Source organism: Peribacillus muralis, assembly GCF_001645685.2.
GTDB lineage: Bacteria > Bacillota > Bacilli > Bacillales > DSM-1321 > Peribacillus > Peribacillus muralis_A.
Map to the genome: position 1 here is coordinate 54448 of NZ_CP017081.1, position 21098 is coordinate 75545.

General features: G+C 36.1%; 17 protein-coding genes and 1 pseudogene. 12 read left to right on the top strand and 6 right to left on the bottom strand.

Annotated elements, in window-relative coordinates; translation table 11 throughout:
- Nucleotides 1–283 precede the first annotated feature (283 nt).
- Entirely contained in the window at nt 284–1456 is a 1173-nt protein-coding gene (locus ABE28_RS24110) for an MFS transporter (RefSeq protein ID WP_156775975.1), read from the bottom strand.
- 298 nt (nt 1457–1754) lie between these two features.
- On the opposite strand from ABE28_RS24110, the gene ABE28_RS24115 reads away from it, so the two are divergent.
- The 3 genes and pseudogenes from ABE28_RS24115 to ABE28_RS26170 all read left to right on the top strand — a co-directional run.
- Entirely contained in the window at nt 1755–2252 is a 498-nt protein-coding gene (locus tag ABE28_RS24115) for an ester cyclase (protein WP_083232291.1), read from the top strand.
- A 44-nt stretch (nt 2253–2296) separates the two neighbouring features.
- A complete protein-coding gene (locus ABE28_RS24120) occupies nt 2297–2878 on the top strand; it encodes a TetR/AcrR family transcriptional regulator (RefSeq protein WP_064465378.1) in 582 nt (193 codons plus the stop codon).
- A 1083-nt stretch (nt 2879–3961) separates the two neighbouring features.
- Nucleotides 3962–4061, top strand: a pseudogene (locus ABE28_RS26170) (IS3 family transposase); the annotation flags it as partial.
- 85 nt (nt 4062–4146) lie between these two features.
- On the opposite strand, the gene ABE28_RS24130 reads toward ABE28_RS26170, so the two are convergent.
- The gene (locus ABE28_RS24130; protein WP_064465380.1) at nt 4147–4497 is read right to left on the bottom strand and encodes a winged helix-turn-helix transcriptional regulator; all 351 of its coding nucleotides are present in this window, start codon (nt 4495–4497) and stop codon (nt 4147–4149) included.
- A 163-nt stretch (nt 4498–4660) separates the two neighbouring features.
- On the opposite strand from ABE28_RS24130, the gene ABE28_RS24135 reads away from it, so the two are divergent.
- Nucleotides 4661–5725, top strand: a complete 1065-nt coding sequence (locus tag ABE28_RS24135) for an LLM class flavin-dependent oxidoreductase (protein WP_064465381.1) — start codon at nt 4661–4663, stop codon at nt 5723–5725.
- Between the two features lie 98 nt (nt 5726–5823).
- Entirely contained in the window at nt 5824–6378 is a 555-nt protein-coding gene (locus ABE28_RS24140) for an NADPH-dependent FMN reductase (protein WP_064465382.1), read from the top strand.
- A gap of 297 nt (nt 6379–6675) precedes the next feature.
- Here the strand turns inward: ABE28_RS24140 and ABE28_RS24145 are convergent, their stop codons facing one another.
- Nucleotides 6676–6999: a hypothetical protein gene (locus tag ABE28_RS24145; protein ID WP_064465383.1), complete on the bottom strand. Its 324-nt coding sequence runs from the start codon at nt 6997–6999 to the stop codon at nt 6676–6678.
- Between the two features lie 266 nt (nt 7000–7265).
- Here ABE28_RS24145 and ABE28_RS24150 point away from each other — a divergent pair, with 266 nt between their 5' ends.
- Together ABE28_RS24150 and ABE28_RS24155 are read left to right on the top strand one after the other, a co-directional pair.
- The gene (locus ABE28_RS24150) at nt 7266–8312 is read left to right on the top strand and encodes an SDR family oxidoreductase (RefSeq protein WP_064465384.1); all 1047 of its coding nucleotides are present in this window, start codon (nt 7266–7268) and stop codon (nt 8310–8312) included.
- 717 nt (nt 8313–9029) lie between these two features.
- A complete protein-coding gene (locus ABE28_RS24155) occupies nt 9030–9773 on the top strand; it encodes an amidohydrolase family protein (protein ID WP_064465385.1) in 744 nt (247 codons plus the stop codon).
- Nucleotides 9774–10168: 395 nt separating this feature from the next.
- Here the strand turns inward: ABE28_RS24155 and ABE28_RS24160 are convergent, their stop codons facing one another.
- Complete coding sequence (locus ABE28_RS24160) at nt 10169–12475, bottom strand: glycoside hydrolase (protein ID WP_064465386.1); 2307 nt, start codon at nt 12473–12475, stop codon at nt 10169–10171.
- Nucleotides 12476–12978: 503 nt separating this feature from the next.
- On the opposite strand from ABE28_RS24160, the gene ABE28_RS24165 reads away from it, so the two are divergent.
- The gene (locus ABE28_RS24165; RefSeq protein ID WP_064465387.1) at nt 12979–14007 is read left to right on the top strand and encodes a D-alanine--D-alanine ligase family protein; all 1029 of its coding nucleotides are present in this window, start codon (nt 12979–12981) and stop codon (nt 14005–14007) included.
- A 273-nt stretch (nt 14008–14280) separates the two neighbouring features.
- On the opposite strand, the gene ABE28_RS24170 is transcribed toward ABE28_RS24165, so the two are convergent.
- Together ABE28_RS24170 and ABE28_RS24175 are read right to left on the bottom strand one after the other, a co-directional pair.
- Nucleotides 14281–14982, bottom strand: a complete 702-nt coding sequence (locus ABE28_RS24170; protein WP_064465388.1) for a class I SAM-dependent methyltransferase — start codon at nt 14980–14982, stop codon at nt 14281–14283.
- 205 nt (nt 14983–15187) lie between these two features.
- Nucleotides 15188–16507 carry an SH3 domain-containing protein gene (locus ABE28_RS24175; protein WP_064465389.1) on the bottom strand — a complete coding sequence of 440 codons (1320 nt, stop codon included), beginning with the start codon at nt 16505–16507 and terminating at the stop codon, nt 15188–15190.
- A 520-nt stretch (nt 16508–17027) separates the two neighbouring features.
- On the opposite strand from ABE28_RS24175, the gene ABE28_RS24180 reads away from it, so the two are divergent.
- From ABE28_RS24180 to ABE28_RS24195, 4 genes are all read left to right on the top strand, one after another.
- Nucleotides 17028–17444 (top strand): putative periplasmic lipoprotein, encoded by a 417-nt coding sequence (locus tag ABE28_RS24180; protein WP_064465390.1) that lies wholly within the window; start codon nt 17028–17030, stop codon nt 17442–17444.
- A 345-nt stretch (nt 17445–17789) separates the two neighbouring features.
- Nucleotides 17790–18287, top strand: coding sequence for a DinB family protein (locus ABE28_RS24185; RefSeq protein ID WP_064465391.1), 498 nt, complete (start codon nt 17790–17792; stop codon nt 18285–18287).
- Nucleotides 18288–18845: 558 nt separating this feature from the next.
- Nucleotides 18846–19355 carry an HPP family protein gene (locus ABE28_RS24190; RefSeq protein ID WP_257390837.1) on the top strand — a complete coding sequence of 170 codons (510 nt, stop codon included), beginning with the start codon at nt 18846–18848 and terminating at the stop codon, nt 19353–19355.
- A 347-nt stretch (nt 19356–19702) separates the two neighbouring features.
- On the top strand, nt 19703–20941 hold the full coding sequence (locus ABE28_RS24195) for an MFS transporter (protein WP_064465392.1): 1239 nt from the start codon (nt 19703–19705) through the stop codon (nt 20939–20941).
- Nucleotides 20942–21098: the final 157 nt, after the last annotated feature.

Sequence of the window (21098 nt, forward strand, 5' to 3'; positions counted from 1 at the left end):
CACGTTAAGTAAATAAGCAGATTTAGATATCTCTATATGTGTACTTGGATAACATCGATTGCATTACCATCAAGATTACGTAGCCCTGAATCTTTGTTCAACAATTGGGCCATTTAATCGAATAAGTGTGTATTTGAAATAAAGCTGCACTGCTTTGAAAAAACTCTGTATATAAGCGTGCATTTGTTGAACAGAAAGTAAAAGGGGTGATACCTATTAATAAGTATCCCCCCTTTTTGTAACTTTTTATGATTTTTAGGTTTCAAACAACATTAAATCCGTATCATTTCTCTCTAATCCGCTCCGTTAGACGGTAGGTTATTATCCAATACAAAAGGGCTAAAGCGCTGACAGAGGCACCAAATAGAGATACTCCGATCCATCCATAGTTTGCGTATATATTGGTTGAAATAATTGAACCCATGGCACTGCCGATGGAATAAAAAATCATGTAAGCAGCAGTAAGTCGGCTTCTTGCCTCTGGACGCACTGTGAAAATCATACTCTGGTTGGTTACATGTACTGCTTGCACAGCCAGGTCAAGAAAGATAACGCCAATGACTAATGCGACCAGTGAGTGTTCGGTAAAGCTGATTGGGAACCATGATGCTAACAATAAAACTAGGGCTATGCAGGTTGTTCGCTGGCCTAGACCTCGATCAGCAAGACCTCCAGCACGAGCAGCAGCTAATGCTCCGGCAACTCCAGCAAGACCAAACGCTCCAATAACGGTATGTGAAAGGGAGTATGGTGGAGCACTGAGAGGTAGCACCAGCGAAGTCCACAATGTGCTAAACGCGGTAAACATCAGCAGAGCCAGTACTCCGCGGATGCGTAGGATTCGTTCTTGCCTGAACAATGTGAGCACTGAACGGAGCAGCTGCGGATAGGATAGTGACTCTCTTTTGCTTTCATCACGCGGGAGTACTCGGAACAACACGCCAGTCATGATGAGCATCATGGCGGCAGAAACAAGATAGACCGAACGCCAACCGGCGAGATCGGTTAGTACACCAGCGAATGTTCTTGCGAGCAGAATGCCAATCACGATTCCACTTTGCACCAAGCCGACTATACGTCCACGCTCGGATGGGGCAGCCAAAGTCGATGCGAACGCTACGTGCACTTGAGTCACTACAGCAAGCAGCCCGACCGCAGCTAACCCGGTGAACAGCACTGTGGTGATGGGGGCGATGCCGACCACAACCAGAGACAAAACGGATAAAAGCATTTGTCCGATGATTAGCCGACGTCGATTCAGTAGATCACCGAGCGGTACCAGCAGTAGCAGTCCTAGCGCGTAACAAAGTTGGGTAATGGTGATGACGATGCCGATGGATGAATGGGAGACACCAAATTCGATGGACAGGGAGTCTAGCAACGGTTGTGCATAATATATGTTGGCGACAGCCATCCCACAGGCTGTTGCAAACAATAGTGCCATGTAGCGAGTCATGGTTGATCCGGATGCTATTTGAGATTGATCCGTTATCGTATCATGATCTTCACCTTTAATTGTTGTTTTTTCTTTTACCTTCACTATAACTTCCCTCCTTTTTGTACTTAACAGTATAATATATCGTTCGGTATGAAATAATTCCTTTTTAGGATAACCAACAAAACGTTTTGATGTCAAGTAAGTTAAGCAGTAATTAGAATGACGTCCTTGATGATCATCACAATTTGACATTAGGACTGTAATTAAATAAGATTATAATGTACCGATTGGTAATTAAAAGGAGGATTAATTATCCATGAATCAAATACCGGGGAATAACGAATTCACTGAAATATCTGGGGGCGATTCACCAGCTCCAAAATTCCTACAGACAAACGAACAGATTATAAAAAGCTTCTTTGAAGTTGTCAGATCAGGTAGCAATCCCGAACAAGCTAAGTTTTTTATGGCGAAAGAGGTAAGAGCACATCAAGTGAATTCAGAAAGCATGGTGACAATTAAAAGGTCACCTGAGAATTATGCTGATCATATAAGAGAAATGAAAGATTCATGGGGGAATTTTAAAATAGAAATCCAAGAATTAATTTCTCAAAATCAAAAAGTTCATGTCAGATGGAAGCAGACAGGAATGCATATTGGAGAGTACGAGGGTTATCTGCCTACAAATAAAGAGGTTATTGAAATAGGTAGTGCCGTATACCTGTTAGAGGATCAAAAAATCGTGGAATACTGGATTCAGGTGGACAGATTGGGAATCCTTGAGCAAATAAAAAAGAATCAAGAACAAGATTAATTATCTAGTGAAGAAATTTTGTTTTTTGAAATGAGGGATTTATTATGGTTCGACAACGTGAATTTGATGAGGAAAAAGCGTTGGATGATGCTATGCTGCTTTTTTGGGAGAAGGGGTACAAGGCTACTTCGCTAAGCGATTTGACTGCCAAAATGGAAATACAACGACCAAGCTTATACTCAGCTTTTGGAGACAAAGAGAAATTGTTTGAGTCTGCATTACGCAAATATACAAAGCTACATGCTTCCCATATTCGAACAAAATTTCAAAACAATCTATCTGTAAAGGAAGCATTTCGAACATTTTTTAAAGATTTGGTGGAAGAGGAATATAAAGAAAGTCCGAACAAGGGATGTTTTTGCATTAATACAATGGTGGAACTTGCCCCTCACGATGAAAAATTTGAAATCCTTACAAGGGAGCATCAAATGTATCTTTCGATCATATTTCAAGAAACGATTGTCCGAGGTATTCGCTCAGGTGAGCTCGAAAGCAGCCTTGATGCTAAAGTTTTGGCACAGACACTAGTCGTTTCATTAATCGGGCTTACCGTGTTAATGAAATCTCGTCCAGAGCGTTCATTTGTAGAAAATTCAGTAGCGATGATATTATCATTATTAAAATAAATTCACCAAAATTCCAGTTTCATCAATCATGTCAGTCTCTGTGATCGATCGATTACAGCTGTCATGCTTATGTTTATTAACCAGTTTTGGCATGCTGATTGGTATTGGTGGAGGTTATGTAATGAGGTTTAGTTCATTCAAATTATTTAATTAGTTATTCAACTAACGGGTGCAATACTCTAGAAATCGACTTAAGATTGAAATTTGTCTTAGCATATATTCTGGAATGGCTGAAATAGCATTTTTGCTACCATCCGTAAAAGAACACACTCTCGACGGTGGAGTTTCTACTCATAACAACCATTATTCGCATTTCATAAATCGTAACACCAAGATAAGGAGAATTTTATGTCTTTTACACAACAGTTTTTTTTAGTAATCATGATAATATTAATCATATTTTATTCTGTTGAAAATGCTAAAGGTGCTCCAAAGAGGTCTAAGTCTAGTATTGCACTACTCTTATTAGTGACTGTTATATTAGTATCTACTATCACTTTTCTCATACTTTGAGAGATTAATTTAAAATGAAAAATCATTACAACCCTAGTCAATATAACACCTAATTAACAGAAGCTGCGAAACCATAAAAAAGTACCCTTAATTAACTAACGGGCAGAATAGTTGAAGAAAGTTAACGAAAGTTTTGGTGTGAAAGGAAAGTAATGGATAAGGTAAAACTTTATTTAAATTATCGAAAGAAATCATATCTTTTAAACACTGCACTTTTTATGGCAGGTTTCATTTTTGTTATATGTATATTTGGACCGCCGAAGTATTATGTTGTCCCCATTTTATCAATGATAACGGCTTATGGTTTTTTAGAGTTTGTAGAATATAAACGTTGGAAAAAAGAAAATTATTGAGTTTAGCATCCTCAACTAACTGGTGCTTTAATTCATTAAAAGGGGGTGCTTCGGCAGCTCTTTTTCTTATGGAACACGGGGCAGGTTAATTGCATGACATATTATTTGTTTTATCCACGTGCGTTGATACTTAAAAGCACTAATCACACGCAGCAGGCGTAGCGATCAAATGGAGTTACTGAACGGTTCATTATACACATGGAATTGCACAAAGTGTGGAATTTTTCTTGACAACGCTGTCATGGAAAACTTCTTTCGGTTAAAGACTGAATTGCATGAATATCCATTATTACAACCATCAACGAATTAAAGTGTAGGTAAAAGGCATGAGCTCGGTGAATTCAGGGTTCATGCCCTCAAGGCTGCCTGACTAACTTTTTGGATTCGCTTCATAAAGGCAGTTTATTTACTCGCTCTTTCGTTCGATTTTTGTCTTTTATGCAATGTATGCTTTGTTCCCCATTCATGCATTGCGTGTAAGATTGGTTCCAAGCTCCTGCCGTATTCAGTGATCGAATATTCCACTTTAGGAGGAACCTGTGGATAGACAACACGCTGAATAATATCTTCGTTTTCTAACTCACGTAATTGATTAGTCAACATTTTTTGCGTGATTCCAGGCATTCTTCGTTTTAATTCACTGAACCTTTGAGTACCGTTCGTAAATAAATGCAATAAGATAATTGGTTTCCATTTCCCGACTAATATGCTTAAAGCATCTTCGACACGACATGATTCTGGTTCTATATTCATCCTAATTGCTCCTTTAGTATCTTTTTCTATACTATACCACTTTTAAGTGCGTACTTTTTAATATGACCATTATGCGTAATAATAACATCAAAAGGAAATCTAAAAGCATTTTTTTATATAGGAGTAAGGAAAGATCATGATATGAACGAGAGGGGTTTGCCTTATGAACAAGAAAAATCAAAGTAAGTTTGAATTTGGTGTCTATACGTTTGGAGAACTGATTCGGGATCCTATTACCGGAAAAGTCATTTCTGCGGAAGAGCGTATTCAAAATATCATGAAGACAGCGAAGCTGGCTGATGAAGCTGGGGTGGATATTTTTGGTTTAGGGGAACATCATCGTTTGGATTTTGCGGTTTCAGCGACACCTGTTGTGTTAGCAGCGATTGCACAAGCAACAAAAAATATCCGATTGGCCAGTGCTACAACTGTATTAGGTACAGCAGATCCTGTAAGAGTATTCGAAGACTTTTCGACATTAGATTTAATTTCAGGTGGCCGTGCGGAAATTATGGCAGGTAGAGGATCATTTATCGAATCGTTCCCTCTTTTTGGCTATAATTTGGATGATTATCATGAACTTTTTGAAGAGAAATTACAATTGTTACATGAATTAAATAATAATGAACGTGTTACATGGCAAGGAAAGTTTCGTTCGCCGCTAAATAATAGCGAGATTGCACCTAGACCAAAACAAAATAAGATTCCCATTTGGAGAGGAGTGGGGGGAACCCCTGAAAGTGCAGTTCGGGCTGGGCAGGCTGGTCTTGGAATGGCACTCGCCATTTTAGGAGGTAATCCTCTTTATGTAAAACCTTTAGTGGAAGCCTATCGTCAAGCTGGGATTTCGGCAGGACACGCAGAAGAGGACCTGAAAATTGCAATCACAAGCCATGGCTATATTGGCAAGACGGCAGAACAGGCTGTGGATGAATTTCACCCATATTATTCGAATTATATTGGATCGATGGCAAGAAGAAATATTCCTAAAGAGCAAGTGGCAGCAGCTGTCTCTAAAAACGATGCACTTGCTGTTGGAGGTCCTGAAGAAATCATTGAAAAGATCCTTTATCAATATGAATTATTTGGGCATGAACGCTTTATAATGCAGCTTGATATTTGTCAGCCGGTTTCCCAGGTTGAAAGTGCGATCGAATTATTAGCGACTAAAGTAATGCCAGTAGTAAGACGGGAAATTGAAAAACAAAAAAATGAAGCAGTTAATTAACGAACCTAAACCAATTTTTAATGCCCACTAGTATACCACTTTAAATGGTTACCTTTATAAGTGATGATTAATAACATTGAGAGATAGGATGATAGTAAATGACAAAAATCGGTATTTTAGTTGGTAGCTTACGAAAAGAATCTTTTTCTAAAAAAATCGCATCGAATGTTGCAGCTTTGTTTCCCGAGGGATATGAAACAGAATGTATCGAAATCGGAAATCTCCCATTCTATAATCAGGATGATGATGGTGAAAATAATGTCCTACCAGAATATACGGCATTTCGTTACAAAACGAAGCAATTTGATGCTTTTTTATTTGTAACTCCTGAATATAACCGTTCTGTGCCAGCTGTATTAAGTAATGCAATGGATATAGGTTCACGTCCTTATGGAGCGAGTGTTTGGAATGGTAAACCAGCAGCAATTATTAGTCAATCACTTGGTAATTTAGGTGGGTTTGGTGCAAACCACCATTTACGTCAAACACTTGTATGCTTAAATATGCCAGTGGTTCACCAACCGGAAGCTTATTTGAGTAACGCGGCAGCTTTGCTGGATGAAAGCGGGAAAATTAAGAATGAAGGAACTGTTCAATTCTTACAATCATTTGTCGATACGTTTATAGATTTAATTCAGAGATATCAAGTGTAGTTTTATCCAGCAAACGGTCCCGATTGTAAAACATGAAGTAAAAGGGCGATACATATTAATCATATCTAATATGTATCACCCTTTATTTTTTATGGCTGTTGGTAGGACCCTTGTGACATATGTCGCTGTAATTCTTTAGAAAATAATTGTTTTTCATCAGAAATTGATAGATTCATACAAAATCGCCATCCTTTCTTTCTATTTCTACAAATAGGTTAGGCATTTTTTGATTTTAAAGGTGGAATTCTATGGTGAATCATATATAAGGTAAAATCAATTATAGGTAATAATTGATATTTAATCGATATTAGAACTTATTACTTTATATTTATCTTCTTTTGCAACATCTATAATTGCAACAATCTTTTTTTGTTCATTATTCAGCTCATGTCCTTCGATCCAAACTTTATATCCCATTTCTCCCGTTACTCCAACTTCAGTTATAACAACATCTAAATCTTTTTCTTTTTGAAAATATTCAATAGCCGTTTCCTTTGCTTTTTCTCGAGTTTTTGGAAATTCTTTCTCACTTAATGGATCTATCGTTGTTAATGAAATGTAAGAGACAAAACCAATAATAATTAATGTTATGGTAGAAAGTCCAACTAATAATTTTTTTATTCATTTTCATCCTGGTTTTAGCCAAATATAATAATCATTCCTCTAACTATCCTCTAATCTTTAACTTAATTAATCTATTATGGAATTCTAGATTTTTCTTATGGAACAATCGCCAATTCTTGAATAAGAGGAAAGGGGAACGACGGAGTTTTGTAGAAATAATAAAAATGAATAAATTTTTTTACTCTCCATATCTTTTTAAGAAGGAAAAACGTTAGTTAAATGAAAGGTATTTTTACACTCTATAAAATGAATGGGGGAAAACGATGAAGGTCCTAATATTAGGAGGTACTCGTTTTTTAGGAAAAGCTTTGGTAAAAGAAGCATTGAAAAGAGGTCACGAAGTTACATTATTTAATCGCGGTACCAATAAAGAGATATTTCCTGAGATTGAGCAGCTGACTGGTGATAGAGACGGTGATGTTTCACTCCTGGAAAACCGGAAATGGGATGTTGTAATGGATACGTGCGGACTTGCTCCGCATCAAATCAAAAAAATTGCGACTGTACTTGGGGATAACGTCGAGCATTATACCTATATCTCAAGCATCTCTCTTTATAAGGATTGGATTCCCCTCAATATTACGGAAGACTATGATTTACAATCGATGCCTCCGAATGATAAGTTGAAAGACGTTGAAGAAGGGAAAATTTCTCCCTATGAGTATTACGGTGCGTTGAAGGTACTTTGTGAAGCTGAAGCGGAAAAGCATTGGCCGGGGCGTGTGTTGCATGTTAGAGCAGGGCTGCTTGTCGGACCGTTTGACTATACGGATCGGCTCTCGTACTGGGTTCAGCGTGTGGCACAGGGTGGAAAAGTATTGGTGCCGGGACGTACAGATCGTCCTGTTCAATTGATTGACGTAAAAGATATAGCAACATGGGTATTCAATATGGCAGAAAGCAGAAAAAAGGGCACGTTTAATGTTACAGGTCCCAATTATAAATTGACAATGGAAGAGCTATTAAACACCTGTAAAGCTGTCACAAACAGTGATACCGAATTTGTCTGGGCAGAAGAACAGTTTATAGTGGAGCACAAAGTTGAGCCATGGACGGAAATGCCTTTTTGGATTCCTGAACACTTCCCGTTAGAAGGAGAAACAGAACCGTGGAAAGGATCTTTTTCCATCAGCATAGAAAAAGCTATTAAAGCTGGTCTTTCCTTCCGGACTCTTGAAGATACTATTTATGATGTGTATCAATGGGAAAAAGCGAGACAGGATACAGATCGAAAAACAGGGATATCACTGGAAAGAGAGCAAGAGCTGCTGGAGGCTTGGTTCCAAAAAGAAAAAAAGGAGACATGGTGAGGGGGTTATGCCCACCATGCCAATCTCATTCAAGGGAAAATGCATCCTGTATATTTAATTATTCTCATTGATATTCTTCATCAATCGGGGCGATTCTTTAATGAGAATCGCTTTTCTTGATGAACTAACGGGGCAGGATGGATCTACAAGCGTAGTGTCTTGGGACTGTTACATTTTGATATTAATAGAGTATTCCTATAAAATGATTTAAAAATGGTACTGATATTACCAGGAGGATTTTTATGGCGAAATATATCTCGATTTCTTTATTAATATTTATTGGCTGCTTTATCTTGTTATTGGCATTACTTCCTGTCTTAGAAGATGTTATGATTTCATTTTCATGTATTTTTCTTTTGCTGTTATCTATAATTATTTCTTTATTAGTTAGGATTGTTGAATTACTCAAGAAAAAATAAAATATATAAAAGAATTTCAATGAGTTGGAGCTGTAAAAATAATACTATTTGTTACACAGTTTGTGTCTACTCAACAATATGTTATAGAACTGACGGGTGCTTGGTTGGGTAGTCTTCTGCAGAAGGCTCTCTTTTTTTATGAAAAAATGTGATATTTATTGTTTACTTATCGAATACTCAATCGTTCATAGTGTAGGAGGGGGGCATGGATGAACAAATAAATCTGTACTTAAATGAAAAATTGAAGGCTGTGTGTGTCCCATATTTGTTATGTTAAAGAAAAGAAAGGGGATTTGAAATGAGAATTTTTGATGCACATTTTCATATTATCGATTTTGATTTTCCGATCATCGAAAACCAAGGATATATGCCACCTAGCTATGCTGTAGAAGATTATCAAAATGAAACTGCTGATTTAAATGTATTGGGTGGAGCGATTGTATCCGGGTCATTTCAAGGTTTTGACCAAGAATATTTATTGAAGGCCCTTAAACAAATGGGATCAACATTTTGTGGCGTTACGCAATTACCTTTTACGGTGACGGACGAAGAAATCATACGTTTAAATAAAAATGGGGTAAAAGCACTGCGTTTTAATATAAAACGAGGCGGTTCAGAAGATTTATCGAAGTTCGATTACTTTGCCAGGAGAGTATTTGATTTAGTGGGGTGGCATAGCGAGCTTTATATTGATTCAAAAGCGTTACCAGAAATTTCATCAACTATTGTAAAATTACCTGCGATTTCAATTGACCATTTAGGATTATCTGAAGAGGGATTACCTCATTTATTAAAGCTGGTGGATAAAGGCATTCGAGTTAAAGCCACTGGTTTTGGCCGTGTAGAATTGAATATTGAGAATGCCTTAAACTCAATTTATGATAGTAACCCAGACGCTCTTATGTTCGGAACAGATTTGCCATCTACAAGGGCGAAAAGACACTTTGAGTATGCAGACATTGAATTGATTCAGCGTCTTTTTGATGAAAAAGCTACAGAAAAAATATTGTACACGAATGCATTAAAATGGTATTTTAAGTAACCCGACTTCATTGATTTAGAATGAAAATTGTAAGGTGTGTGAGCGCACTTAAACTAACGGGGTGCTTTACTTCAATAAGGGAGTTGGTTTGGCAGCTCTTTTTTCTTATATCTTAAAATGCTTGATGTTTATGTGCATTACTTTTTTGTCAGTGTGGATTTTAGGGTTCCCTAATATGGGTTTAACTGTATAAAAAGTGACTGTTTAAAAAAGGCATCGTTCGCTCAAAAAATTGAGTAAACGATGCCTTTTGATTCACATGGACTTTTCCAATGGCCTCTTACATTTAAGCTGGTAATATGTTTTTCAAACTAGCAATAAGTTGTAGTAAAAGCAGCCAACCAAGGATTCAGTCTCTTGGAAGAATGCCTCATGAAAAATATGCAATTAAAATGTTACTTTTCCGGGGTATAAATAGTTTTACTATTTCCATCAATAATTAATAGTGATTTCCCCGGTATTTTATCGCCTTTAAAGTTAAATTCATCATCTGAAAAATTGGCTACTACACTCAATTCTTTACCGTATTCTGTCATTTGGACTAATCTATCGTCTGATATGATTTTAAAATCTGTCATTTCTTCCGTTATTGCTTTTTTACTGAAATTAGACCATACCTCAGAATGTCTTACTATTGTTTCTTTATGTTTTTCCCACTCGTGTTTATCAATATGATATAAGGGAGGTACATTATAAAGTACTTCATACAGCATCCTATTGGATATTTCATCTTCTATTTTTAAAGTTCCCCATCCCCACCAATAAGTCGTAATCACTGAATCGTTGTAGACCAACTTATACAATGGGATAGTGTAGTTTGTATCCAAAAACAGCTTCTTGTACTTATCTTTTAAAGGTATTTGTTTAGAAAATAATTCGGGTACTCCGCCAGTACTCGAATAATATCTTCCTACATAATACTCACTTTCTTTGTTTCTCGCCATATCTTCATCCATCCAAGAAAATGATGGCGTTTCTATTCCATGTGCAAAAGCAACAGTTTTGTTTGCAAAATCATTGCCGCCTTCAGTTCCAACTACCATTTTCCATTCTTTTTGCAGATATTCAATTCTCTTGATTCTTGCTTGGATATCTTCCTCTTCAGTAGTTACATGTTCTGGAGAATAGTCATCGTAGATCTCCCCAGTACCATCCGTGTCTAAAAACCATGAGTTAAATGCTAAGCCCGTATTTAAAATTGAAGTTACTCTTTCTTTTACACTAGGCATTGCAAGTGTCGGATTCAACTTTCTACCTTGACCTTGGAATCCTTCGATCTTGTTCCCATCTTTATTGGTGACAGTTGCATTCTCATAAAGTGAAGTATCTTTAAACTTAGCAGTTTCCCATTTCTCTTTACCTGGTTCGTGGATTGAATGATACGAATCATAAGTGCCAATTAAATAGCCCATATCGTTTACTTCTTTTACTAACTCCGGTTTAATAAATCCTTCTTGCCAGTCATCTAAACCAATCCACATATTTTCTAGCCCAGAATCCTTCATATCCTTTATCACATCTACAGTATTTGCATCTGCCCACTGCTCTATTGGATCAACTGCATTTCCAAGTACGCTTTTTAATAATCTCTTATTTAGGTCAATTAATTCAACAGCATTTATATGGTCTATTCCTTTGTTCAATAATTCCTGTGTTTTTTTATCTGCTTCAGTAAAAATTTCTGGATTATAGAATTCTTTTAGCTGAAGTAAAGCACTTAAGCCTTTGACAATTCTATTTTTAGTATATTTGTCTACATAGTCTAAGTTATTTAAATCATTAAAGGCCGATGAAAGTTCTGAACCATCCTCAACTTTAGTATTTAGTAACCTCTGAATCCATGATTTCAGTTTTTCAGGGATAGCGTCTCTCAGTATAGCCCATTCTATATTTTCCTCTGAAATCACAGTTCTATCCCAAAAATAAGCATGTGGGGCACCATAAAGCTTTTCAATATTACTATTTTCTTCCGTCTTTTCGCCCAAGGTTTTGAAGTCCCCTTGTTCAACCAAATAATTTTTATAGGTCTTTGCAACATCTACTGGATCTTTTTTTGTTACATATATTCTAAAACCATATTCCTTCTGTTCGTTAATGGCTGGAAATTCATGATTAAAAGTAAACTCAATATCATTTTTTGTCTTAAAATTAACTTCACTATTATAAGGATTTTTAATTATATAGACTAGTGAATACTCACTTTTTTCAACTGCAAAAAACTGCATAGAAAAAGCCTCAATCACCTTCATTTTTTCTTCACTTAAATATTCTTTCCAAATAGAATCATTGCTTGGAATATACTTCCCTTGATTTAACGGGAGCATATATCCATCACCTTTCACTTTCGGCCACGCGAACATGTTATCTCCATCTTTGTTAGATATTATGGATACATCTACATAATCATCTTTTTTTTCAATTTCAACATCAATTTCCTTTTCTAAATAGCTCCAGGTAATAGTATCTCCACTGTCTTCTAAATTTGAAACCTCCATTTTTTCCAGTGGTTCCGATGCTTTTTCAATAGTTCCATTGGACTCTACCTCAAACGCTAAAGTTTCTGGATCCACACTAAAGTTAAAGTCTAAATTATCTATTTGTGAATGGACCTCTTTGCTAGGTATATTTTTGTCGTTCACACAGCCGGTAAGAACACTCGTTGCAATTGTAGCAATTAACATGATTGATAGTATTTTTTTCATGTATTGCACCTCCATAACCAGTGTAATCCCGGTGTGTTACACGAATGTCACAAAAAACACTAACCTATTATTTTTCAATTCAAGTCCAAAGTCTACATTGTGCTGCTTCAAAATGGTCTTGATGATCGGTAAGCCCAAACCTGTACCAGATATTTAAACAAAAGAAATCACCATTTTTATGAAAAGCTAGATTATATAAAAATAGGTGAAGTACAAGTTACTGAAAAACTCCAGTGAAAAAAATTATAAGATTATTTATGTTTTTCTTCTCTTCTATTAGATCTGTCTTTAAGTTGTAGTGGCAACTTATTCCGATTTCTAAAAAAAATTGTGAAGGATTGTACTTAAACTAACGGGTGCAATAGCTGAAGATCGGAGCTGTCTGAAGGAAGCTTTCCTATGGAACTATCATTCAAAATAACACATGTGTTTCTCATGAAACTTTTTCCATTTCCATTCTTGATATATAATGAATAGGGAATAATCGTTATGGGAGGTAAAAAATGAGAATAGTTGTATTAGCTGGCGGGTTAAGTGATGAAAGGGATGTTTCTCTTGCTTCTGGTGCTCAAATTTCCAATGCTTTAGTTTCTAAAAATCATGATGTATTATTACTAGATATTTATACAGGTTTACAAGATGTTTCTGATTTTGAATCCGCTTATAAAAAATATAAAAAAGAAACATATACTTATAATGTGCCTAAAGAAAAACCTAATTTGGAAGTATTACGAAAACAGCAAAATAATCAAAAGTCTTTAATTGGTCCTAATGTGTTAGAAATTTGTCAAGATGCCGATATTTGCTTCCTTGCTCTTCATGGTGGTATCGGTGAAAATGGACAGTTACAGGCCTTATTCGATATATACGGTATTCAATATACTGGTAGCGCTTATGAGGGCAGTCTATTAGCGATGAATAAAATAATTTCAAAGGAATTAATGGCTTTTAATGGAACCAAAACGCCGGAATGGGATATTTATCATTTTGGTAAAGAAATACCGGAAATTAAGTATCCAGTGGTTTTCAAGCCAAATGATAACGGGTCCAGTATAGGCGTGATCATTCTTAATGATTCTGATGAACTTCATAAAGCTTTAGAAGAAATGAAGGGTATTTCAAGTACTATTCTAATCGAAGAAAAAATAGATGGTAGAGAGTTTTCTGTTGGCATCATTGGAAGTTCTGCTTTACCTGTTATAGAAATTATTCCTAAGCAAGGTTTCTTCGATTACCAAAGTAAGTATCAAGAAGGTGCAAGTGAAGAAATATCTCCTGCAAATATTCCCAATAGTCTAGCTGAAGAGTTGCAAAACACGGCGTTAAAGGTACATAATTTATTAGGATTAAAGGTCTATTCTAGAATTGACTTTATTGTTGATGAGGATCATGTAATTTATTGTATTGAAGCGAATTCTCTACCTGGTATGACGCAAACTAGTTTATTGCCTAAAGAAGCCCACGCCAATCAAATAAGTTATGAAGATTTATGCGAATTACTAATAATGGAATCTCTCAAAAAATATTCATAAGAACAAGATAGAGCATACGTAAACAATAGTCTTACGGTATTATATCGTATGAGTAGCAGGTACTCATCTGAGGTAAGAATCAAGTGATTTAATAAGTGAGCTCAGATTTTAGTTCTTCAATTAAGGGCTCGATTTTTTCAAGAAGTTTCGCTTTTATTATAGAGCTAACTTCGGTCCACTTACCATGGCCATATTTATAAAAGCAAAAACACCGTTCCGATTATTCGGACGGTGTTAAAAATAATCATTTTGAACTAACGCACCTTTCAACAACTATTTCATTTGCATTAAGATTGTCCACAAAAATTCTTCTCCGAAAAATTCACTTGGTTGAGTAATCTTTTTCATTCCCCTAAAACTAATGATGTCAAAATCCTTTGTGAATACTTCTTTAAGTCTCTTCTCTGTATAACCTATACCTCTGTTTAAACTACCAGCTCTATAAACTTCCCAATCAGAAGTATCTACTGCACCATCTGTATTGAAACACACTAAACCTAAATAGCCATTTGGTTTAAGTGCTTTTTTAATTACTTCTAAATATGTTAATCGTCTATGGGGTGCTATATGATGAAGTAAACCACAATCGTAAACAAAGTCATATGAATTAGGTTCAAAGAAAAAACTGAATAGTGATTGGCATTGAAAGTTTATATCTACTTGATCTTCTTTTGCCCTTTCTATTGCCCAATCAATAGCATTCTGTGAAATATCTAGAGCATCCACTTTACAACCTTTTTGAGCCATATAAATAGCGTTTCTACCTGGTCCGCAACCAATTTCTAATACACGGGTAGGTTTTAGACCATTTTCAAAATACTCGACTAGGTTCTCATCAGGACCTTTTATTTTAAAGAAAGGTATTTCTTTATCACGATTAGAATAAAAACCTTCCCAAAATTCTTTAGGTTCTCTTAAAAGATTATCTAACATATTAAATAAATCATCGTAATTTAAAATAGCTTCTTCCGTCATTTCGACAACCTCTTTTCTATAGTGCTCCCTCTTTAAATTATACCAAAAAATGGGATAGTTAGAGGGTTTTTATTGAACTAACCTGCTCCGTAAATCGTTCAAGAAAGTATGTTATCTCAAAAACACAAACGTAGACAGTAAGTTTTTCCGTATAAAAAAGCCCAATGAAAAAAGCATCCAACTGGATGCTTCTTTTCGTTGTGTGTTATTTGAATGGATGGATGGCAATCAGCGTCATTTGTTTGCCGCGTTTACTGTCCAATGTTAACTCCACTTCATTGCCTTGTAATGAAAACAGCTCATTTTTCAGTGAATCGGAAGTGGCTTTGGCTGAATAAGTAACACCATCATTCGCTATGAATCGGAAAACGCCCGTTGAGTCGACTCCAGTAACCATCCCTTTAACTTTAATCGTCGTATTGGCTTGAGTAGGGGGAGAGACGACTGGGATTTTAATCGTTTGTCCTATTGTTAATTTTGCTGAGTCCACTTTAGGGTTTGCTTCTTGAATAACAGCTACGGGAATGCCTAATCGTTTGGAAATCTTAGTAAATGTATCTCCACTTTTAATAACGTATACGGAAGATTGGGAAGGGTTCTCTTGTTTGCTTGTTTGCGGTTTTGCAGTTAAATAGCTCTCGCTTACATATGCTTTTTTCCCGTGGTACGTGATTTGAGCCCAACCATTAGTAGTTGAAACGACCGTTACTTTACTATTTTGTTTTAAGGAACCCAATACTGAACCAGTTGCAGAGGCAACGGCCCTAACTCGTAACGAGCTTGCATGTACATACATCGTCTTAGCTTGAACAGATGTAGATGGAGCAGTAATAACAGGACTTGTACCTTTATCCGTTGATTTGGATGTGGAAAGGTAAGCGGCACTCACAAACACCACTCTGCCTTCGATTATTATTTCTGCCCATCCGTTTGTCACATGGATAAGTTTTACTACATCCCCTTTTTTATAGCTGCCAACAATGGAACTGCTTGTACTTGGCGATGAACGAACATTTAAAGAAGTGGCTGTAACATGCGCATCTTTAACACTCGGTAAAAGTAATTTTTGGTGATGTTTAATTGAAGTGATGCCGTTTGCCTCTTTGATTTGTTGCGGTGTAACACCGTGTTTTTTAGAAATAGCTTCAATCGTATCCGTATCTTTCACGACATACGTATATTCATCTATACAGGCAGAAGCGGTTTGAGCCGTAAGTGTTAATAAAATCGTGAATATTCCGGATACGATGATTGTTTTAGCCGGACTCATTTTCACCCATTTCCTTACATGGGTGACATGGGTTCTCCAATCCATTGTGATGTTTCTCAAGAAAGATCCTACATCCAAGACATTTCTGATATCCAGATTATTGGTTGCTTTATTATATTGCCGGTTTTCCATTCTTGTAGTGAATACGGGCGTGATTTCGTTAGCTTTGCTTTTTACTTCTCTGTGATTTCTGTGTTTTTCTTTTCTGCTTACTACCAATTTTCCATCCACCACTAAAGGCATCTCTGTGTTCATTTTCATTCCCCCAAATGTGTTTTGTAAATAAAATACACATTTCTATATTCTGTATATGATAAGGTTCTGTCCTTAAACATTGGTGCTCATTTAATAAAAGAGAGACAGCTTTCTTGCTGTCTGCTTTGTTCCACTGATGCCACGTTCGTTGAGCTGATTGCATTCTTGATTATTGTCCCGAAGTTGTACTTGTTTTCAAAGTAGTCTTTCCCACTAAAGGCGAAAGAAAGAGTTATCGTAAAAACATAAGCTTTTATAAGCAGAAACGCTTTCCGCGCGGGAGTTTCATTTGCTGCTCCTTCTTTTGAATGGAAACCACCATTATTCTCAAATTAAGATCAATATTTTTCCATTTGACGGGCATGTTAGTGAAAAAATCCATATTAGTAAAATAGATCAATTGAATATTAATTATAATTGTGAAATATGCGAACTAACAGGGCCAAAAGATGCAGTGAATTAAGCAGAATTTCATGTAATTTTTAGGTAAAATATGGTATTTTAAAATAGAGGTGATTACTTGAGGAAATGGTTTGTTCTTTTTATTAGCTTATTTTTTGTTTTATCCTTTTTATCAGGCTGTTCTGCAAAGCCTTCTCTGGAGCTAGTAGATGCGGAAGTTGATATTGTGAAAGATAAAAACTTGGTTGGTGCGATTGGGATAACCGAAGGAGAAAAAAAGGGAGAGGAGCTAATACCAACGGCTTTAATTTATGCATTCACCATTAAAAATAATGGAAATGAACCAGTAGGTAGCATCGAAGAAGCTGATAAAGGAATCGAACTTAAGATTGAGCCCAAATCCAAATTGAAATCGGTGTCAAAAGATGTGATAGGTTTCAATATATACAATCCTGACGATTATAACGAAAGTGGAGTAGGATTCGGTCAATCCCAGTTATCCATTATTAATGCTGACCATTTACCTATGATTTAGGTGTAAGCGAAGAAAATCCCCAAGTTCCACTACGTGTACCTTCCAAAGAAAAATTAACGGAGCTGAAAGAGTATGCATGTGATGCTTTCCTCGTTGCAACGATCGAAAACCAAGAAATTGCAAGATTTGACTTGGGTGAATGTAAAAACTAAAGGATACTTGCTTTCAATATCAGGGATTGCGGCGGCACCTATGGTATATATGTAAAATTGCCTATATGGGTTAGAGAGAGTATAACGTTATTGAAAACCCTGTCGTTTAAAATTTGAATTTTTTAGAAAAAATCAGCTAAAATGAACGACGCAGCCAGATGAACAAGAAACGTGATCCTGAGAGGTGAATGCAGTGAATAAAAACGAATATGAATGGATCAGACAAACTCGGGGAATATTACTTGATTTTTGTGGTGAACTGGATTCAAGTGATTTTACTCGTCAAAATGGCTTTGGTTTTCAAAGTGTTAGAGACACGCTGGTTCACATAGCGGACTGTTACAATGCTTGGCTTGGGTCATTTGTTTTACTACAAACGAAGAATCCGATCACTTCAAATGAAGATTTAATGGTACTCGGTTTGGACGAAATAAAAATACGCTTTGAACAAGTGGATTTTTATGTGAACGAAGTATTTAAAGTGCTGAAACATCAAATGGATGAACCAATACAAAGGCAGATTCCGTGGCGAGAGGGAGGAGAGCCCATTTCCATGACACCAAGTAAATTGTTGATGCATACGACCACTCATGAATTCCATCACAAAGGACAGATAATGGCCATGGCACGTCAGATGGGCTATGAACCTCCAAATACGGATGTGTTAGGAACTAAAGATATATGTAACTGAAGGTAGGTTAAGGTATTTTAACATTCTGGAAACCTTTATAATTATCTCAAAAATATCCATTTATTACGTTACAGATCAACTATGATCTTTCCGCATTGTTTGTGTCAGCTCTTCGATAAGTCTTATTGAACGAACGGGTGCGTTACATCATTACGAGGAGCTGCTGATCAGCTCCTTTTCTTATGGAGAACATTTAGATGAATTTAGTAGCTGAACAAGGAGCGGTTCAATATATCTCAACTGTCAATTTCAATTAAGTATAATTTTGGAAATGGCCAGTAACAGAGCGTATTTCTGTTACTGGCCATTTTTTTGATGATGACCTATTTTTGAAGCTGGATGTCAAATAGCAGTTACAGGCAGGTTTGTAAGGTTGTGAAGCGAAATTGGTTGATTAGGTTGAAATTGGCATAGAGTTTAGGGAGTTTTGCTTCACCTAAAATATCAAGTTTTGTAATATAATCAGTGGGTAGCTTTTTTAGCAAGGAGGAACATAATTTGATTACAGAAGGAAATTTAGCAAAAAAGGAGCAACCAGAAGGATTTGATCAACAAAACATCCCTTCTTATTTAATAAAAATGAGGGGAAAGGGCAAGAGTCCTCTGAAAGTAAATACGAAGGATATAATAACTGGATTCATGGGTGGGACCATTACTATTTTCATTCTTGGTTTATTGACACATTTTACATACACACCATTGTTAATAGCTTCATTTGGTGCAAGTTGTGTATTAGCGTTCGGGCTGTGGAATTCCCCTTTATCACAACCTAGAAATATCATAGGCGGACACTTCATTTCCACATTAATAGGACTGGTGGTTTATCATACATTTGGAAATGAACCATGGTCTCTGGCCTTGGGGGTTGGATTAGCTATCAGTTTGATGATGTTAACCAAAACGACCCATCCTCCCGCCGGGGCAGACCCAATCATAGTAATACTTGGCTCTTATACATGGGAATATTTATTTACGACAGTATTAACAGGGTCCATTGTTATTGTGTTGATGGCATTATTAATTAATAATTTACGAAGAGATAGAAATTATCCTGTTTTTTGGATATGAAAGTATAGAGTTAAATTCTTTCAATGAATAAACCACCGTTTGTTAGTGCATTTATCCCTTAATTTAAAGTAGTCCTAACTTTTGTTTATTGACACATGCTTTAGAAAAAAAAAATCCGGTTATAAGAGTATGAAAAAACTTGTGTGGATTTGGAACGAAGTAAAAAAAATCCTGTTGATACAGGATTTTTTTTACTTCGGTAATTGGGCACGATTCTTGTGTAGTTTCTCTTTTCTTAATGAACTTACGGGTTAGGTTAGTTGTATAAGAAAAATGAACAGTGAAAGTGAGGAGATCAATTGCCCCACTATTTAGATCTAAGATGAATATAAAGGGTGTGATGATGGATGAGTAACAATTTACTAAAGAACCGTCAGTTTCTTATTGTATGGATAGGTAATGTTATCTCTGAATTAGGTGGGGCTTTCGGTACTTTTTGTAACTCAGTTCTTATATATCAACTTACAAATTCCACGATGGCACTGGGGAGTATGTGGCTATTATATTTTTTACCATCCCTTATCCTACAATTATTCATTGGTCCATTTATTGATAAATGGAGTCGTAAGTGGATAATGATAGTTTCTCAATGGACTAGGGGGTTAATCTTCGTTATACCACTTGTTTCATTAGCTGTTGGAAACCTCGAATCTTGGCATATTTTCGTAGTCCAAATTATAGTAGGATTAATAACTCCTATATATACACCTGCTAATCAAGCTATTACACCTACTATTATTCCTAAAGACGAATTAAGAGCTGCTAATGCCTATATAGATGGCACGGTTAGACTCATGACTTTCTCTGCACCAATTTTAGGTGGATTCGTTATAGAGTATGCAGGTGTAATACCGACACTTATTTTTGTTTGTGGAACACTTATCACTAGTGGTACACTTTTACTTTTTATTCAGGAGACAAGAAGTTTTCAAAATGTACGAAAGTCTTGGCTGGAGCAATTCATTGAAGGAATATCTTATTTCTTTAGACAACCGGTTATTGTTTGGTTAGGAATCTTTTTGGCCTTTGTACAATTTGGAGTAGGGGTCACAATGGTTGTAACTCTGCCTTATATAACAAATGAATTATCGGGTAGTTATGTCGAGTATGGATATTTTATGGCCAGTTTCCCTTTAGGCTATGTAATTGGTTCGATATTTGTCGGGAAAATTAAACATGAAAGTCGTAGAGTTTTAATGTTGGGAGCATTAGTTATAGGGGGACTGACATTTATTTCGTTAGGGTTTAACCATAGTATCGTTTTTGCCATAATTACTGAGGTAATTGCCGGAATAGCAATGGCATTTTTTGGTGTCCATAATATAACTATATTTCAGCAAACTGTGCCAAATGAATTAATGGGTAAAGTATCCTCTGTCCGACTTTTTATCATCAGAGGTGTTATGCCTTTAGGAGTGTTCGCAGGTAGTTTTTTGAGTGAAATTTGGGGCATCCGACCATTATACTTTTTAATAGGATCAATTATTTGTACTGTATCTTTACTAGGAATAATACACCCTTACTTTAAAATTATTGATAATTCAAACATCAGTAAAGATATACCTAGTTCTCAAAAAAACCTCTAATTAATAGGGGTTTATTTGTTTCAGTGTTTGTTGTCAACACTATTAGTCACAGGTGCTTTAGTTCATCTTCGGCAGCCTTTTTTTTTATGGCACTATCGGGGCAGTTTAATCTAATAAAAAATCATACCTAATTAGGTTATTGGGACAAATAAAAGGC

Excerpts from the sequence above, each read along its gene's own strand:
- ABE28_RS24170 (WP_064465388.1), bottom strand. The coding sequence starts at position 14,982 with ATGACGGAAGAAGCTATTTTAAATTACGATGATTTATTTAATATGTTA.
- ABE28_RS24140 (WP_064465382.1), top strand. The coding sequence starts at position 5,824 with ATGACAAAAATCGGTATTTTAGTTGGTAGCTTACGAAAAGAATCTTTT.
- ABE28_RS24155 (WP_064465385.1), top strand. The coding sequence starts at position 9,030 with ATGAGAATTTTTGATGCACATTTTCATATTATCGATTTTGATTTTCCG.
- ABE28_RS24160 (WP_064465386.1), bottom strand. The coding sequence starts at position 12,475 with ATGAAAAAAATACTATCAATCATGTTAATTGCTACAATTGCAACGAGT.
- ABE28_RS24115 (WP_083232291.1), top strand. The coding sequence starts at position 1,755 with ATGAATCAAATACCGGGGAATAACGAATTCACTGAAATATCTGGGGGC.
- ABE28_RS24150 (WP_064465384.1), top strand. The coding sequence starts at position 7,266 with ATGAAGGTCCTAATATTAGGAGGTACTCGTTTTTTAGGAAAAGCTTTG.
- ABE28_RS24165 (WP_064465387.1), top strand. The coding sequence starts at position 12,979 with ATGAGAATAGTTGTATTAGCTGGCGGGTTAAGTGATGAAAGGGATGTT.
- ABE28_RS24110 (WP_156775975.1), bottom strand. The coding sequence starts at position 1,456 with ATGACTCGCTACATGGCACTATTGTTTGCAACAGCCTGTGGGATGGCT.
- ABE28_RS24120 (WP_064465378.1), top strand. The coding sequence starts at position 2,297 with ATGGTTCGACAACGTGAATTTGATGAGGAAAAAGCGTTGGATGATGCT.
- ABE28_RS24175 (WP_064465389.1), bottom strand. The coding sequence starts at position 16,507 with ATGAACACAGAGATGCCTTTAGTGGTGGATGGAAAATTGGTAGTAAGC.
- ABE28_RS24135 (WP_064465381.1), top strand. The coding sequence starts at position 4,661 with ATGAACAAGAAAAATCAAAGTAAGTTTGAATTTGGTGTCTATACGTTT.
- ABE28_RS24195 (WP_064465392.1), top strand. The coding sequence starts at position 19,703 with ATGAGTAACAATTTACTAAAGAACCGTCAGTTTCTTATTGTATGGATA.
- ABE28_RS24130 (WP_064465380.1), bottom strand. The coding sequence starts at position 4,497 with ATGAATATAGAACCAGAATCATGTCGTGTCGAAGATGCTTTAAGCATA.